Genomic DNA, 17,032 nt, shown 5'->3' with positions numbered 1-17,032 from the left:
CGTCACCGCTCCCCGTACGACTCGTGCCCGTCGCGGGCGAACGGCACGATCAGCCTCGTGCGCTGGTCGTGCCTGTCGACAAGCAGCGCCCGGTCGGCGCGCGGCGTGTAGGCCAGGTCGTGCACCCCGAGGTGCAGGGCCAGCTCGGCGCCGGGCACGTTGAGTGCGACGAGGCAGGCGACGTCGTCGCGGTTCTGGGTGCCGCCGAGGTCGTCGGAGAGCCGCCGCAGGCCCCGCCACCAGCCGAGCAGGTGCACGCCCTGGGCGGGGCCCTGGCGCAGCAGAGCACGCAGGTCGTCCAGGCCGGAGCGGAACGTGACCGGGTCGGCCGCGCCGAGGACTCCAGCGGCGGCGTCCATCCCGAACACCACCAGGTATTCGCGGCCGGCCGGCTCGGCGGCCAACGCGACGATCCGGTCACGCAGGCCGGCCGTGTCGAGGCGGTGCACCGGATGACCGGCGGCCCGTAGCGCGGCCTCGGTCTCGGCCGCGACCGGGTCGGCGGCGGTGACCAGGGAGGCCACCTGGAACCGGGCGTCGCCCGGGGTGTGTTGGCGGGCCAGGCTCAGCGCGGCGGCGCGCAGCACGTCCGCGCCCGCCGGTGCGGTGCCCACCACGGCGAGGTGCCGGCCGGGAGTCGAGTCCATCAGGAACAGCGCCGTGGTGCCGTGCACGTCGACAGTCCGGCCGACAAGCGCCATGGGGCGTCGGCCACCGGGGCGCAGCCCGGCGAACGTGGGATCGTCCTCGACGCGCGCCGCCTCGTACCCCCTGAAGACCGCCGGGGCCCGCGAGCCCGGCGGGCGGGCCTGCCACAGCTCGTGGCGCAGCGCGGCGAGGTCACCGGCGGCGGCGTGCGCGTCGGGGAAGCGCAGCACGGTGTCGGCGCCGACCGCCCCGGCGGCGGTGTTGACCACGGCGAAGCCGATCGGCAGGGCCGCGGCGGCGTCGTTGAGCTGGTCGAGGACCCCACCGCCGCCGGGCAGCGCCACCCGCAGCGCGAACTGCCCGAAGATCGCCTCGGCCCGACCGTAGAGCGCCTCGATGCCTGTCATGCTCTGACTCGCCAGCACCAGGTGGATGCCGTAGGAGCGGCCCTTGCGGGCCAGCTCCTCCAGCAGGTCCACGGATTCGCGGGCCAGGGCGTCGTTGCCGGCGAGCAGCACGTGGAACTCGTCGATGACTGCCACGATGCGCGGCAGCGGACTGTCGCGTGGCAGGTCGGCGAGCTTGGTGACGCCGTGCCGCTTCAGCGCGGTGGCCCGACGCTGTGCCTCTCGGCGCAGCTCGCGCAGCACGGCGAGGCCGTACTCGCGGTCGGATTCGATGCCGACGGCACGGGCGTGCGGCAGCCAGGACGGGTCACGCCCGGTGGGCACGAACTCGGTGAAGCTCACGCCCTCCTTGAAGTCGAGCAGGTAGAGCTGCAACTCGGCAGGCGAGTAGCGCGCGGCCAGTCCGTAGAGGACGTCGAGGAGGAAGACCGTCTTGCCGGCGCCGGTGCGCCCGCCGACCAGCCAGTGCGGGGTCGCGTCGTCGAAGGCGACGGTCAGCGCAGCGTCGAAGGCGACGGTCAGCGGCGCGGTGCCGGCCCGGCCGACGACGGTACGCAGGCCGTTGGCCGCGGACTCGGCCCAGCGCCGCTCGGGCAGCAGCTCGGCGAAGGGCAGCGCGTCGGCGCGGCGGGCGGCGGCGCCGAGGTGCTCGGCGAGCGCGCGTACCGAGGCCGGCGGCGGGTCGCCGTCGAGCAGCACGGGTGCGGCGAGCCCGCTGCCGTCGGCGCTGAACGGGGCGCCAGGCGGGTCGCCGACGTGCGCGTACCCCTCGCTGAGCCGGACGGCGGTGGTGCTGCCCAGCGGCGGCGACATCTCGCCGGGCAGCCGGGACGGATGGCCGGCGAGGAGCACGCAGACGGCGGCGGCGGGGCCGGCGTGGGTGAGCGCGGCGAGCCGGGCCAGCTCGCGCGGCGGCGGGGCGGCGGTGGCGACCACCAGCAGCAACTGCCGGGTGGAGGGCTCGGCGTGCTGGGCCGCGCGGGCGTGGCTTTCGGCGGCGGTCAGCAGGGCGGCCACCTCGGCCTCGCCGGTGGCCGGCGGGTCCAGCACGCCGGCGTCGAGCAGCGGACGCAGCGGGCCGAAGGTGGCGCCCAGCGCGGCGGTGTCGATGCCCGTGACCCGGACCCGACCGGGTGGCGCGGTGGCGACCAGCCGCAGCACCAGCGCGCGCAGCAGCGCGGCGACCCGCCCGTCCCTGGCGTCGGTGTCCAGGGCCAGGTGGTGGCCGCCGCCGAGCGGCAGCAGCACCGGGAAGCCACCGTCCGGGGTGGACGCCTCACCGATCCGCACAGCGGCGGGCGCGTCGGTGAGCGCGGTGGCGCCGGGGGTCGGTGTGGCCAGCGCGCCGCCGAGACGCGCGAGTCGGGCGACGAGGTCGCCCCCGCCGGCCTGCGGCCTCGGAGCCGGTGCCACGCCGAGCACGCCCCGGGCGGCCTCCAGGTGCGCGCGGGCCGACCGATGGGCGGTGACCGCCTGCCCGTACGCCGACGCGAGCCTGCCCACGCTCTGCCTCCCACGCCACGGCCGTCCGGTTCGCCGAAACCCTAACGGACAGCTGTGACACCGGGACAGTAGCGACCCACTCTTTCGCGACGGCGACGCCGTGGCACGTCCACGGCGACGACGGGCGAGCAACGTTCACAGTTGTCGATTAGGTTGGCGGTGCGTACACCCGATGGAGGGAGTCCACCTCGTGCGACGAGTCCTCACGGCGGCCACCGCCGCCCTGACCCTCACCACCGCCGGCACCATGCTCACCGGCGCGCCCGCACCGGCCGCCCCGACGGGCTGGGGCCGGCCCGTCGTCTCGGTCGCGCCGCAACCCGGCGCCCCCGGCCTGGGCGACAGCTACTTCCCCGACTACGGCAACGGCGGCTACGACGTCTCGCACTACGACGTCCGGCTGCGCTACGACCCGGCCACCGACCGGCTCACCGGCACCACCACGATCCTCGCCACCGCGACGCAGGACCTCTCGGCGTTCAACCTGGACTTCCTGCTCGACGTCGAGTCGGTGCGGGTCAACGGTTGGGAGGCCACCACCGGCACGGCGGGCGCGCACGAGCTGGTGGTCACCCCGGCCCGCACGATCACCAGGGGCCAGCAGCTCACGATCGTGGTGCGCTACGCCGGCATCCCGTCGGAGACCCTTGTCGGCGGCTACACCGGCTGGACGCGCACCGACGACGGGGCGCTCGCGGTCAACGAGCCCGAGTCGGCGTGGTGGTGGTTCCCGAGCAACGACCACCCGCTGGACAAGGCCACCTTCGACATCTCCGTCTCGGTGCCCACCGGCGTCGAGGTCATCAGCAACGGCGTGCAGCCCCGGCCGCCGGCGGCCGAGGCCGGCAACCGCATGCGGTGGATCTGGCGGACCACCTCCCCCACCGCCACCTACCTGGCCTTCATGGCGATCGGCCAGTACGACATCGTCACCGACACCACCCCGGGCGGCCAGCCGGTCATCAACGCGTACAGCACCTCGCTGGGTGCGCTCGGGCCGGCGGCGCGGGCCAGCATCGAGCGGACCGGCGAGATCACCGACTGGGAGAGCGGGATCTTCGGCCCGTACCCGTTCGAGGCACGAGGTGGCGTGGCCGGGCCGATCGACGGCATCGGCTTCGCCCTGGAGACGCAGACCCGCCCGGTGTACGGCCCGGGTTTCTGGCGTCGCGGCGCCAACACGTACGTGGTGGCCCACGAGAACGCCCACCAGTGGTTCGGCGACTCGGTCTCGGTCGCCGAATGGCGCAACATCTGGCTCAACGAGGGCTTCGCCTCGTACGCCGAGTGGCTCTGGTCGGAGGAGCAGGACGAGGGCACCGCGCAGGAGGTCTTCGACTTCACCTACGCCAGCTACCCGGCCGACGACGAGTTCTGGCAGGTTCTGCCCGGTGACCCGGGCGCGGACCGGGTCTTCGACAACGCGGTCTACGACCGGGGCGCGATGACGCTGCACCAGCTCCGGCTGGCCGTCGGCGACGACGCGTTCTTCGCGATCCTGCCGGCGTGGACGGCCGAGCACCGCTACGGCAACGGCACCATCGAGGAGTTCCAGGCCCTGGCCGAGCGGATCTCCGGTCTGGACCTGGACGACCTGTTCACCACCTGGCTGTTCACCGCGGGCCGGCCCGACGTGGCAAGCGCCGCTCGCAAGGCCGCCCCTCCGGCCGAGCCCAAGTCGTGGGCCAAGATCCGCGAGGCGCACGAGCTGATGTCGCACTAGCGATCCGGCGTGAACCGGAAGGGCCCGCCGCCCCTGCGGCGGGCCCTTCCGCGCCGACCTCCCCGAGGGGAGCCGATCACACGACCGCTGGGGCAGCCGCCGGCTCGGCCGTGCTCGCCTCGACGGCGCGGATGTGCCGGTAGGCGAACCAGAGCGGCGGGAACGCCCCCACCGCGAAGGACAGGTCGACGAGCGTCCAGAACCACGGGATGTCCCGGATCGGGCCGCAGATGAGCGCCAGCGGGACGATCCCCGCGCAGGCGATCATGCCGACCTGCACCACCCAGACGTTACGCACCGGATCACGCAGCGGCCCCCAGAACGCCACCGCCAGCACCAGGTGGGCGAAGGCCAGCCAGTCGGTGCCGTAGAGCAGGAACGGGTAGTCCTCCCCCGCGGTCACGAGTCCGGTGTGGACCCGCTCGATCCAGTCGATGAGCGCCGGCAACTGACCGGCCAGCGGGTCCAGCGCGCGCAGCAGCCAGCGCACCTCGATCTCCAGCGGGAACGCGGTGGCACCGCTCAGGAAGAGGCCGATCAGCACGATCCACAGCCACCGACGCGTACGCCGCAACCGCTCCTCGTTGTCCATGAGCGCAGCGTAACGATGATCTTCATGTCGTCCTGTCCCAGAAGCGGGCCGCCGGGGGTGACCGCTGTCTCAGCGGTTTGTCACGGACCCGGCGGTGGCCAACTCTCGGAGCCGGACCCCGCCCGACCGCACCGCACCGGCTTCGGCGGGCGCGATGACGCAGACCGCACTGGTGGGCCGGACGATGCGGGCGGCCCGGAACGCCGCTCGTCGTACCGGGTGGCGGGGTCGCGGAACGACAAGCGCCAGGGTCGCCGCTCGGCCGCGCTGGCGGTCCAGGGCGACGCCCGCCGCCGTCGTGGCGATCGCCGCCGCGGCTCCGGCGAGGACGAGCGTCTGCCGGGGCCCGGCGTGTTCGGCGAGCCAGCCGAGCAGCGGGGCGCCGACCGCGGCGGAGACGGAGCCGGTGACCGCCAGGGCCGCGAGCACCCGGCCTCGCATCGCGCTGTCGGTGTCGAGCTGGGCACGGGTGCCGACGGTGGTGTCGATGACCACTGCGGCGGCGGCGATCGGCAGGATCACCGCGGCGAAACTCCAGGTGCTCGGCGCGAGGCCGGCGACGATCTGCAATCCGCTGGCGAACAGGCCCGCGACGACGAGCGTCCGGTAGCCGAGGGAACGCCGCCGCGCCGCGACGAGCGCGCCCGCCACCGTTCCGACCGCGAACACTGTCGACAACAGGCCGTACCCGGACGCGCCGGCGTCCAGCGGCCCGTCGCTCATCGCGGCCATCGTCACCTGGTAGTTACGGCCCAGGCTGCCGAGCACGAACGACAGGGCGAGCGCGAGGAGCAGCACCGGCTGCCCGCGCAGGTAGGCGAACCCGGCGCGGACACCGTCCCGGGCCCGGCCGGCGTCCGGGACCGGGAGGCCGGGCACGGCTCCCGGGCGTACGGCGAACAGCGCCACCACCACGGCGGCGAAGCTGGCCGCGTTGATGCCGAACAGCAGGGCGGGTCCGACGGCGGCCACCACCACGGCGCCGAGGCTCATGCCGAGGATGCGGCCGGCGGAGTTGGTGAGCGAGCCGAGCGCCAGTGCGTTGCCCAGCGTCTCCCGGTCGACGAGGCTGGCGGCCCAGCGCCCCATCACCGGGCCTTCGATCGCCGAGACGGCACCGGTGGCCAGCGAGATCGCGAAGATCAGCGGCAGGCCGCCGACCCCGGTCAGGGCGACCGCCGCCAGTCCGGCGGCGAGCACCGCGTGGGCGCCCTGGGCGGCGATCAGCAACGGGCGGGCGGGTAGCCGGTCGGCCAGCACGCCACCCCAGGCGCTGAGCAGTAGCGTGGGCGCCGCCTGGAGCAGCACGGCGAAGCCCATGGACGTCGCCGAGCCGGTTTCCTTCAGGACGTACCAGTTGACCCCGAGGACCTGCATCCAGGTGCCGATGACGGAGATGAAGCCGGCGAGGGCCCAGATCCGGTAGTTGCGGTGGCGCAACGCGGCGAAGGTGGCACCTCTGGCCACAACGAACCTCCAGCGATCGGCAGCATGATCATTCACACCGATCGCGGCGCGGTTCGGCAGCCGGCAAGTCTTGCCGGCTTAAACCTTTTTGCCCACATTTGTGAGCGGCTTCACCAGCGGGAATGTCCGGGCGGTGCGGCGACGGACGTGCCGCGCCGCCCGGATGCCCGCGCCTCAGCGAGCGGCGAGCGGCTGCGCGGCCGGGCCGACCGGCGCCGGCAACGCGCCGACACCGCCCAGGTAGCCGTGGATCGCCGCGGCCGCCGCGCGCCCCTCGGCGATGGCCCACACGATCAGCGAGGCGCCCCGGTGCATGTCACCGGCGACGAACACGCCGTCGGCGGCCGTCTGCCAGTCGTCACGCGCGTCGATCGCTCCTCGCGGGTTGCGGGTCACCCCGAACTGCTCCAGCAGCGGCTGCTGCTCGGTGCCCTCGAAACCGATCGCCAACAGCACCAGGTCCGCCGGCAGCTCCCGCTCGGAGCCCGGCACGACCGTCACCACCCGCCGGCCGTCGCGCTTCTCGACTGTCACCTCGGCGATCCGCACCGCCCGCACCTGACCGGTGCCGTCGTCCACGAACTCCTGCACCGCGACGGCGAAGACCCGCTCGCCGCCCTCCTCGTGTGCCGGGTAGCTGCGCAGGACCCACGGCCACGTCGGCCACGGGTCGCGGGCCTCGTCGCGCCCCTGCGGCGGCTGCGGGTACAGGTCGAGCTGGTGGACGCCGGCGGCGCCCTGCCGGTGGGCGACGCCGAGGCAGTCGGCAGCCGTGTCGCCGCCACCGATGATCACCACGTGCTTGCCGGCCGCGTCGATCGGGGTGCCGTCCGGCAGCACCGCGCGGGCCGCCCGGCCCTCGCCGGTGACCGCCACGCCGGGCCCGCCGTCGCTCGCCGTGGCGACCGCGCGATTCGCCGCGACCAGGTGCGCCATCGCCTGGTGTACGCCCCGCAGCGCCCGCCCCGGGGTCTCCGGGGTGTCCCGGCCCTGCAACGCCCCGGCGGCCAGCAGCACCGCGTCGTGCTCGGCGCGCAGTTGCTCGGCGGTGACGTCGACGCCTACGTGCACGCCGGTGCGGAAGCGCACCCCCTCGGCGGTGAGCTGCGCCAACCGGGCGTCGATGTGCCGCTTCTCCAACTTGAAGTCGGGGATGCCGTACCGGAGCAGGCCGCCGATCGCGTCGTCGCGCTCGTACACCGTCACCGCGTGACCGGCGCGGGCCAGTTGCTGTGCGGCGGCCAGGCCGGCGGGCCCGGAACCGACCACGGCGACCGACCGGCCCGACGGCGCCGGCACCGGGCGCGGGGTGAGCCCGCGCGCCGCCGCCGCGTCGGCGATCTCCACCTCGACCTGCTTGATGGTGACCGGCTGGCCGCCCGCGATACCCAGGACGCAGGCCGCCTCGCAGGGCGCCGGGCAGAGCCGGCCGGTGAACTCCGGGAAGTTGTTTGTGGCGTGCAGCGACTCCACAGCGGCGTCCCAGTTCCCGGTGCGGACCAGGTCGTTCCAGTCCGGGATGCGATTGCCCAGCGGACAGCCGTCGTGGCAGAACGGGATGCCGCAGTCCATGCATCGCGTGGCCTGCTCACGGACCAGTTCCTCGCCGGCCGGCGGGTACACCTCCCGCCAGTCGCTGATCCGCACCGGCACCGGCCGGCGGGCCGGCAGCCGCCGGTCGTAGCGCAGGAAACCGTTCGGGTCAGGCACGTGCCACCTCCTGGGCAGCCACCCGCGGGGCGGGCGGCACCGGCGCGACGGGCGCGCTGAGCGCGCTCATCACCGCGTCGTCGACGTCGCGGCCGGCTGCTTCGGCGGCCCGCATGATCTCCAGCACCCGGCGGTAGTCGCGGGGCACCACTGCGGTGAACTCGGACACCGCCTCCGGCCAGCGCTTGAGCAGCTCCTCGGCGACCGCCGACCCGGTCTCGGCCACGTGCCGCTGCACCAGCTCGTGCAGCAGGGCCTGCTCCTGCTCGCGCAGCGGCGCCAGGTCGACAAGCTCCGCGTTGACCCGGGACCGGTCCAGCCGGTGTACGAACGCCGTACCGCCGGACATGCCGGCGGCGAAGTTGCGGCCGATCGCTCCGAGCACCACCACCGTGCCGCCGGTCATGTACTCGCAGCCGTGGTCGCCGACGCCCTCGACGACGGCGACCGCGCCCGAGTTGCGTACCGCGAACCGCTCCCCCACCCGACCACGCAGGAAGACCTCGCCCGCCGTGGCCCCGTACAGGATGGTGTTGCCGGCGATGATCTGGTCCTCGGCTCGCTGCCCCGGCTCGGCGTCGGGGTCCAGGAACGGCGCGGCGGCATCCGGGCGGACGACGAGCCGGCCCCCGGAGAGGCCCTTGCCCACGTAGTCGTTGGCGTCGCCGTGCAGGCGCAGGGTCACGCCCCGCGGCAGGAACGCGCCGAACGACTGCCCGGCGGTGCCGTGCAGAACGAACTCGACCGTGTCGTCGGGAAGGCCACCCCCGCCGAAACGACGGGTCACCTCGCCGCCGAGCATCGCGCCGACGCTGCGGTGCTCGTTGCGCACCGCGACCTCGACGCGGACCGGCGCCCCATCCTCCAGGGCCGGACGGGCGAGCGCGATGAGCTCGTTGTCCAGAGCGTGCTCAAGGCCGTGATCCTGGGCGCGCACTCCGCGCCGGGCAGCGCCGGCGGGCAGCTCCGGCAGGTGCAGGACGGGCGCCAGGTCGAGCCCGGAGGCCTTCCAGTGCGACACCGCCGGGGCCACGTCGAGCAGTTCGGTCTGCCCGATGGCCTCCTCGATGGACCGGAAACCCAGCTCGGCCAGATATCCCCGGACCTCCTCGGCGAGGAACAGGAAGAAGTTCTCCACGAACTCCGGCGTGCCCGTGTACCGCTCGCGCAGCACCGGGTTCTGGGTGGCGATGCCGACCGGGCACGTGTCCAGGTGGCAGACCCGCATCATCACGCAACCCGAGACGATCAGCGGCGCGGTCGCGAAGCCGAACTCCTCCGCGCCGAGCAGCGCCGCCACCAGCACGTCGCGGCCGGTCTTGAGCTGGCCGTCGACCTGCACGGTGACCCGGTCGCGCAGCTTGTTGAGCAGCAGCGTCTGCTGCGCCTCGGCCAGCCCCAGCTCCCACGGGGTGCCGGCGTGCTTGAGCGAGTTCATCGGGGACGCGCCGGTGCCGCCGTCGTGGCCGGAGATCAGGATGACGTCGGCCTTGAGCTTGGCCACCCCGGCGGCGACGGTGCCCACGCCCACCTCGCTCACCAACTTGACGTGTACCCGGGCCGCCGGGTTGACGCACTTCAGGTCGTGGACGAGCTGAGCCAGGTCCTCGATGGAGTAGATGTCGTGGTGCGGCGGTGGCGAGATCAGACCGACGCCGGGAGTGGCGTGCCGGGTCCGGGCGATCCACGGCCAGACCTTGTTGCCGGGCAGCTGGCCGCCCTCGCCGGGCTTCGCGCCCTGTGCCATCTTGATCTGCAGGTCGTCGGCGTTGACCAGGTATTCGCTCGTGACACCGAACCGGCCGCTGGCGATCTGCTTGACCGAGGAGCGCCGCAGCGGGTCGTGCAGCCGGTCGACGTCCTCGCCGCCCTCGCCGGTGTTGGACTTGCCGCCGAGGCGGTTCATGGCGATGGCGAGCGTCTCGTGCGCCTCGGCCGAGATGGAGCCGTACGACATGGCGCCGGTGGCGAAGCGCTTGACGATCTCGGTGGCCGGCTCGACCTCCTCGATCGGCACCGCCGGACGGACCCCGGTACGCAGGGTGAACAGCCCACGCAGCGAGCCGGCCTGCGCCGCGAGCGCGTCGACCTTGGCCGTGTACTGGCGGAAGACGTCGTACTGCCGGCTGCGGGTGGCGTGCTGAAGCAGGAAGACCGTCTCCGGGTTGAACAGGTGCAGTTCGCCCTCGCGGCGCCACTGGTACTCGCCGCCGACCTCCAGCCGGTCGGAGCCGGCGGCGCTCGCCGGCGGCCAGGCCAGCGCGTGCCGGGCGGCCACCTCGGTGTGCACACCGGCCAGCCCGACGCCGCCGATCCGGCTCGGCGTGCCCCGGAAGTAACGGTCGATCAGTCGGGTGTCCAGGCCGACCGCCTCGAAGACCTGCGCGCCGCAGTACGACGAGACAGTCGAGATGCCCATCTTGGACATGATCTTCAGGACGCCCTTGCCGAGCCCCTTGGCGTAGTTGCGCACCGCCGCTGCCGGTTCCACACCGAGCAGCGCGCCCGTGGCGATCATGTCCTCCACGGACTCGAACGCCAGGTACGGGTTGACAGCCGCCGCGCCGTACCCGATCAGGACCGCCGCGTGGTGCACCTCCCGGCAGTCGCCGGACTCCACGATCAGCGCCGCCTGGGTGCGGGTCTGCTCCCGCACCAGGTGCTGGTGCACGGCCGCGGTGAGCAGCAGCGACGGGATCGGCGCGAGATCGGCGTTGGAGTCCCGGTCGGAGAGCACCAGGATGCGGACGCCGTCCTCGATGGCCTCGGAGACGTGCCGGCAGATCTCGGTCAGCCGCGCCTTGATCCCGGCGGCGCCCTCGCGGATCCGGTACAGCCCGGAGACCCGCACCGCCTTGAAGCCCGGCAGGTCGCCGTCCTCGTCGATGGAGAGGATCTTCGCCAGCTCGTCGTTGTCGATGATGGGGTGCGGCAGCACGATCTGCCGGCAGCTCGCCGCGTTCGGGTCGAGCAGGTTGCCCTCCGGCCCGATCGTCGACGCGAGGCTGGTCACCAGCTCCTCGCGGATGGCGTCCAACGGAGGGTTGGTGACCTGGGCGAAGAGCTGGTGGAAGTAGTCGTAGAGCAGCCGCGGCCTGGTGGACAGCGGCGAGATCGGGGTGTCCGTGCCCATCGAGCCCAGCGGCTCGGCGCCGGTACGCGCCATCGGCGCGAGCAGGACCTTCAGCTCCTCCTCGGTGTAGCCGAAGGTCTGCTGACGCCGACGCACCGAGTCGTGGGTGTAGACGGTGTGCTCGCGGGCCGGCAGGTCGTCCAGCTCGATCAGCCCGGCGTGCAGCCACTCGCCGTACGGCTGCGCGGCGGCCAACTCAGACTTGATCTCGTCGTCGTGCACGATCCGCCCGGCCACGGTGTCGACCAGGAACATCCGCCCCGGCTGGAGCCGCCCCTTCGCGACCACGTGGGCCGGGTCGAGGTCGAGCACGCCCGCCTCGGAGCCCAGGACCACGAGGCCGTCGTCCGTCTGCCACCAGCGCCCCGGGCGCAGCCCGTTGCGGTCCAGCACCGCGCCGACGATCTCGCCGTCGGTGAAGGCCACCGACGCCGGACCGTCCCACGGCTCCATGAGGCTCGCGTGGAAGCGGTAGAAGGCCCGCTTGGCCGGATCCATCCCGGGGTCGTTCTCCCACGCCTCGGGGATCATCATGAGCACCGCGTGCGGCAGGCTCCGCCCGGCCAGGTGCAGCAGCTCCAGGACCTCGTCGAAGTTCGCCGAGTCGGAGGCGGCGGGAGTGCAGACCGGGAAGACCCGTCGGATGTTGCCCGGCACGTTCGGCGAGCGCAGCAGCGCCTCGCGGGCCTGCATCCAGTTGCGGTTGCCACGGATCGTGTTGATCTCGCCGTTGTGGGCGATGAGCCGGTACGGGTGCGCCAACGGCCAGGACGGGAAGGTGTTGGTCGAGAACCGGGAGTGCACAAGCGCGATCGCGCTCTCCACCCGCTCGTCGCGCAGGTCGGGGTAGAACGCCGGCAACTGGTCGGGCGTGAGCATGCCCTTGTAGACAATGGTGCGGCTGGACAGCGACGGGAAGTACGCCGGCACGCCCCGCTCGGCGGTCTCCCGTTCGGCCTGCTTGCGCAGACAGAAGGCCACCCGGTCCAGCTCGATGCCGCTCAGCGCGGAACCGGCCGGCCCGGCGGGCGAGTCGGTGAGGCGGTGCGCGGCCACGAAGACCTGCCGTACCCGGGGCATCGCCGCGAGAGCGGTGTCGCCGAGCCCGTGCGGCTCGATCGGCACGTCCCGCCAGCCGAGCAGCTCCGCGCCCTCGACAAGCGCGTACTTCTCGACCACCCGACGGGCACGCGTCTCGGCGGCGTCGTCGTCGGGGAGGAACACCAGGCCCGTGGCGTACTCGCCGGCCGGTGGCAGCGTCACGTCGGCGACCGCGCGCAGGAATGCGTCCGGGACCTGGATCATGATGCCCGCGCCGTCGCCGGTGTTGGGCTCCGCGCCCCGGGCGCCACGGTGGTCCAGGCGGCAGAGCGCACCGAGCCCGTTGGCGACGACCGCGTGGGACCGTCGGCCGTGCATGTCCGCCACGAAGGCCACCCCGCAGGCGTCGTGCTCCTGCGCCGGGTCGTAGAGACCCTGGGCGGGCGGATGGGGGCCGGGCGTCGGGGACGCCTGCGGGCTGTGCGGGTGCGGCTGTGTCGTGTCCGCGTACGGCTGAGCCACCGGGCCTCCTGTCGTCACTCAGGTTGGATCATGGTGGGGACGACGTCGGCCCGTGGGTCTATTGAGTCTACGTTAGGGCTGGGGGCGCAAGGCCACTCAAGATTGATCACACCGTCCAGAGTCTGGGACGTGTAGTCTCGCGCGGTGGATTCGGTGCACAAGGACATCTTCGACCGGTTGGAACGTTTCTACGACGCGGTGCCCCGCGACGTCGCCGGTGTCGAGGAGCATGGCGGGCTGGTGCTGTTCGTCCGCGAGGGCGTCGGCTGGCCGTTCTACGCCCGACCCCGTATCGGCGCCACCGAGGCGCCGTCACTTGCCGACGTGAGCTCGGTGCGGGAGCGTCAGCGGGAGCTGGGCCTGCCGGAGGCCTTCGAGTGGGTGCACGAGACGACCCCCGAGCTGCTGGCGGCGGCCCGCTCGGCGGGGCTGAACGTGCTGGAGGCCCCGCTGATGGTCCTCGACCCGGCCGCGCTGCCCGACCCGGCGACGCTTTCCGACGTACCGGTGCGGGTGCTGGCGGCCGACGCGCCGGACCTCGCCGCGGACGTGGCTGCCCGGCGGGCGGTGGCGGCCGTGGCGTTCGGCGCCGCCGGCACCGCGCCCGGCTCGGCCGGCCCGGCCGAACGGGACGCGGCGGTCACCGAGTTGGAGCTCGCCGCGCTGGACGAGGAGCGGGCCCGGATCGCCGACGGCAGGCGGATCTCCGCGCTGGCCGGGACGCCCACCGAGGGCGCGCTGGCCAGCGGCATGGCGATGCGGGTGGACGACGTGGCGGAGATCGCCGGGGTGGCCACCCTGCCGGCCGCCCGACGTCGCGGCATGGGTGCCGCGCTGACCGCCACCCTCGCCCGCGAACTGCTCGCCGCCGGCACCGGCCTCGTCTTCCTCTCCGCGGGCAGCGAGGAGATCGCCCGGGTCTATCTGCGCGTCGGCTTCCGCCGCATCGGCACCGCGTGCATCGCCGAGCCCGCCGCCCTGATTCCCTGAGCCTCGGGCCCGGTCAGGCCGGCGGACGCCACTGGGCCGCCGAGGCGGCGGCGCTGGAGAGCAGCCGCGAGTTGATGGTGCCGAGCGCGGCGTCGCGGGCGCGCAGCGCCAACCGGCCCCGGGTCTGGAGCACCGCCGACATGCGCCGGGTCTGCCGGACCACTGTCGCGGCCCGGGGACGGCGCACCCGGTCGTACGTCTGCACGGCGTCCGGCAGGCGGGCCTCGCGCAGCAGTGAGGCGAGCGTGGCGGCGTCCTCGAAGGCGAGGCACGCGCCCTGACCGAGGTGCGGCGGCATGGCGTGCGCCGCGTCGCCGAGCAACACCACCCCGCCCGGCCCGACGCCGAAGCCGTAGGCGCGGGGCAGCGGGCGCAGCTCACGGACCTCCTGCTGCACGAGGTCGCTCGGGTCGGTGGCGTCGAGCAGCGCGGCGATCGGCGCCGGCCAGCCGGCGTACCAGCGGCGCAGGAGGGCGAGCTGGGTCTCCGGCGGCTCTGGACGGGGAGCGCCGGCGGCGGTGGCCACCCAGTAGATGCCACCCCGACTGGAACCACCCGACGAGCCACGCTCACCAAGCGAGGCGGCCACGAACCGGTAGCCCGCGCCGAGCACCTCGCCGGCGATCGGCTGGTCGGCGGGCAGTCGGGGCGCCCGGTACCAGGGGATGACGGCCCGCCACGCCGCGCAGCCGGAGCTGACCACGCCGGACTCGGGGGCCAGTTGACGACGGATGACACTGTCCGTGCCGTCCGCGGCGACCACCAGGTCGGCCTCGATGGTGTGCCGCCCGTCGTTCACCCCGGGGCGTTCGCCCGGCTCGACGCGGACGTGGCGCACGGTCACCCCGGTACGCAGCTCGACCCGGTCACCGAGGCCGGCGATCAACGCGTCGTGCAGATCCTCCCGGTGCACCACCACAGGCATCCGGTCGGCAGGCGTCGGCCGGGGTTGCACCAGCCAGTGCCCGTCCGGACGGCGGACCCCACCGTCGGGCAGCGGGGTGGCGATGGCGGCCAGACCGGCACCGAGGCCGAGGGCCTGCAACGCGCGGACACCGTTGGGCCAGAGCACCACAGCGGTCGGCTCGGGGCGGACCCGCTCGGCGCGGTCCAGCAGGGTGACCTGCCAACCGGAGCGGGCCAGCGCGCCGGCGACCGCGAGGCCACCGACCCCGGCGCCGACCACCACCGCGCTTCGCATCGGTGTCGCCCCCGCTCAGCTGTCCCGGTCGGCGGGCCGCACGCCGGCGGCGTCGGCCCGGTCGTCGTCGCGCGCCTCCCGCGTGCCGTCCACCGGCTCGTGGGCGCGGTAACTGGTCGCCTCGTCGGTGGCCGCCTCGTCGCCGGCTGCCTCGTCGGTGGCCGCCTCGTCGCCGGTCGGTTCGTCGTCGAGCGGCTCGGCTCCCTGAGGGCGTACCTCGTCGGCCGGCTCCGGAGGCGCCACGCCGGTGTCCCGCCAGGTGTCGTACTGCTCCTCGCTGACCACCCGGTAACCCTCCGGGGCGGCGGCGCGGGCGCTTGTCGCGCGTTCGGAGATGTCGACCTGGGACAGGTCGGACGTGGTCGGCGGCGTGGGGGTGGCCGCCACGCCGATCGGGATCAGGTACTCACGGGGGCCGCGGACCCGCACGAAGTAGACCAACGCGCCGAGGAAGACCAGGGCCGCGGTCCAGACATTGAGGCGTACGCCGAAGATCTGGTTCGCCTCGTCGGTGCGCATCAGCTCGATCCAGAACCGGCCGGCGGTGTAGCCCATCACGTACAGCGCGAACGCCCGGCCCCGCCCGAGCCGCAGCCGCCGGTCCAGGATGAGGACCAGTGCGACGACGCCGAGGTTCCACAGCGCCTCGTAGAGGAACGTCGGGTGGTAGAGGCCGGGTTCGAGGATCGGCTTGCCGGCGTCGTCCCGCAGCGTGTGCCCCGGGTTGTCCGGATCCATCCGGTGGATCTGCAGACCCCACGGCAGCGTCGTGCGGCCACCGAACAGCTCGTTGTTGAACCAGTTGCCGAACCGGCCGATCGCCTGGGCAAGCGGCAACCCCGGCGCGAGCGCGTCGGCCACCACGCCGAACGGGATGCCGAGCTGCCGGGCCGCGATCCACGCGCCGATCGCGCCACCGGCGACGGCACCCCAGATGCCGAGACCGCCCTCCCAGATGTAGAACGCCTTCAGCGGTTCGCCACCGGCACCGAAGTACTTCTCCGGGGAGGTGATCACGTGGTAGATCCGGGCGCCGATGATGCCGGCCGGCACCGCCCAGACGGCGATGTCGAGCACCGCGCCCGGAGCGACGCCGCGCTGACGCAGGCGGCGCTCGGTCACCCAGCAGGCCACCACGATGCCGACGATGATGCACAGCGCGTACGCCCGCAGCGGGAACGGCCCGAGCTGCCAGACGGCGGTGCTGGGACTGGGCAGGGCCGCCTGGGGGGACAGCGAGGCGATGGTCACGGGTGCACACGCTACCGCTGCGCACCCCCGCTGCGGCACCCCGGGCCGCCGTGCGCGGATCCCGATGACTTCTGGTTTGCGCCGCCGTACGCTCTTTGTCCATGAGCGCGCTCACCTGGGCGGTCGCCGCGGTCGTCACCGACGACGCGGGTCGGGTGCTGCTCTGCCGCCAGGGCCGGGGCCAGCGCCGGTACGCGTTGCCCGGCGGCCGGCTGCGTGCCGCGGAGAGCCCGGTGCGGGCGGCGCTGCGCGACATCCCCGCCGAGACCGGCTGGGAGATCGACCTGGTCGACCTGGTCGGCGTCTACCACCTCGACGGTGCGACCACGCCTGCGCTCGCCGGGCGGGCCGGGCCGCTGCCGGACATCCTGGTGCACGTGTTCCGCGCCCGTGTCGCCGAGGGGCGACCGAGCGCCGACCCGCCGCCGGGCTGCCGGCTGTCCTGGCACGCCCCGGGCGCGCTGCCCGAGGCCGTCACTCCGCTGACCCGGGCGGCCGTCACCGACACGCTCGCCGGCCGCTCCGGCGTCCTGCGGACCGTCCCCCGCTCACCCGACCCCGCCGACGCCGCGCCACCGGCCGCGACCGGCTCGACCGGGAAGGGCCACCCGACCGGCGAAGGTCCCCCGACCGGCGAAGGCCCCCCGACCGGCGAAGGCCCCCCGACCGGCGAAGGCCGACAGGCTGGGGATCGCGATGGGCGACTGGGAGCCGGTCAGCCGCCGGAGCAGCGCGGCGAGGCGCCCGCAGATCCCTCCCTCTTGCCCTGACCTATACGTTGCCCGCCGGCATCGCGTTGGCCCCCTGCTGCGCTTGCCTCTTGCGCCGCAGACGCATCTGCCGG

General features: G+C 73.9%; 10 protein-coding genes. 3 read left to right on the top strand and 7 right to left on the bottom strand.

What is annotated here, in order from left to right; genetic code table 11:
* Positions 1 to 2: 2 nt before the first annotated feature.
* Positions 3 to 2,558: an FtsK/SpoIIIE domain-containing protein gene (locus ACLQ26_RS02925; RefSeq protein WP_425742965.1), complete on the bottom strand. Its 2,556-nt coding sequence runs from the start codon at positions 2,556 to 2,558 to the stop codon at positions 3 to 5.
* A 190-nt stretch (positions 2,559 to 2,748) separates the two neighbouring features.
* On the opposite strand from ACLQ26_RS02925, the gene ACLQ26_RS02920 reads away from it, so the two are divergent.
* On the top strand, positions 2,749 to 4,281 hold the full coding sequence (locus ACLQ26_RS02920) for a M1 family metallopeptidase (protein ID WP_425742964.1): 1,533 nt from the start codon (positions 2,749 to 2,751) through the stop codon (positions 4,279 to 4,281).
* Positions 4,282 to 4,357: 76 nt separating this feature from the next.
* Here ACLQ26_RS02920 and ACLQ26_RS02915 read toward each other — a convergent pair whose 3' ends face one another.
* The 4 genes from ACLQ26_RS02915 to gltB all read right to left on the bottom strand — a co-directional run bounded on the left by ACLQ26_RS02915 (position 4,358) and on the right by gltB (position 12,746).
* On the bottom strand, positions 4,358 to 4,873 hold the full coding sequence (locus tag ACLQ26_RS02915) for a hypothetical protein (protein WP_425742963.1): 516 nt from the start codon (positions 4,871 to 4,873) through the stop codon (positions 4,358 to 4,360).
* 69 nt (positions 4,874 to 4,942) lie between these two features.
* A complete protein-coding gene (locus ACLQ26_RS02910; RefSeq protein ID WP_425742962.1) occupies positions 4,943 to 6,340 on the bottom strand; it encodes an MFS transporter in 1,398 nt (465 codons plus the stop codon).
* Between the two features lie 174 nt (positions 6,341 to 6,514).
* The gene (locus ACLQ26_RS02905; protein WP_425742961.1) at positions 6,515 to 8,050 is read right to left on the bottom strand and encodes a glutamate synthase subunit beta; all 1,536 of its coding nucleotides are present in this window, start codon (positions 8,048 to 8,050) and stop codon (positions 6,515 to 6,517) included.
* Positions 8,043 to 12,746 carry a glutamate synthase large subunit gene (gene gltB, locus ACLQ26_RS02900; RefSeq protein WP_425742960.1) on the bottom strand — a complete coding sequence of 1,568 codons (4,704 nt, stop codon included), beginning with the start codon at positions 12,744 to 12,746 and terminating at the stop codon, positions 8,043 to 8,045. The genes ACLQ26_RS02905 and gltB overlap by 8 nt, the downstream gene beginning before the upstream one ends.
* Before the next feature lie 153 nt (positions 12,747 to 12,899).
* Here gltB and ACLQ26_RS02895 point away from each other — a divergent pair, with 153 nt between their 5' ends.
* Positions 12,900 to 13,736 (top strand): GNAT family N-acetyltransferase, encoded by an 837-nt coding sequence (locus tag ACLQ26_RS02895; RefSeq protein ID WP_425743136.1) that lies wholly within the window; start codon positions 12,900 to 12,902, stop codon positions 13,734 to 13,736.
* Between the two features lie 13 nt (positions 13,737 to 13,749).
* Here the strand turns inward: ACLQ26_RS02895 and ACLQ26_RS02890 are convergent, their stop codons facing one another.
* Entirely contained in the window at positions 13,750 to 14,937 is a 1,188-nt protein-coding gene (locus ACLQ26_RS02890) for an FAD-dependent monooxygenase (protein WP_007462913.1), read from the bottom strand.
* Positions 14,938 to 14,952: 15 nt separating this feature from the next.
* The gene (gene lgt / locus ACLQ26_RS02885) at positions 14,953 to 16,188 is read right to left on the bottom strand and encodes a prolipoprotein diacylglyceryl transferase (RefSeq protein WP_425742959.1); all 1,236 of its coding nucleotides are present in this window, start codon (positions 16,186 to 16,188) and stop codon (positions 14,953 to 14,955) included.
* Between the two features lie 101 nt (positions 16,189 to 16,289).
* On the opposite strand from lgt, the gene ACLQ26_RS02880 reads away from it, so the two are divergent.
* Positions 16,290 to 16,958, top strand: coding sequence for an NUDIX hydrolase (locus ACLQ26_RS02880; RefSeq protein ID WP_425742958.1), 669 nt, complete (start codon positions 16,290 to 16,292; stop codon positions 16,956 to 16,958).
* Positions 16,959 to 17,032: the final 74 nt, after the last annotated feature.

It is taken from the genome of Micromonospora sp. DT43, assembly GCF_049841645.1.
Lineage (GTDB): Bacteria > Actinomycetota > Actinomycetes > Mycobacteriales > Micromonosporaceae > Micromonospora.
Note: the sequence above shows the minus strand (reverse complement) of the source record. Positions and strands in the feature narration are given on the sequence as shown.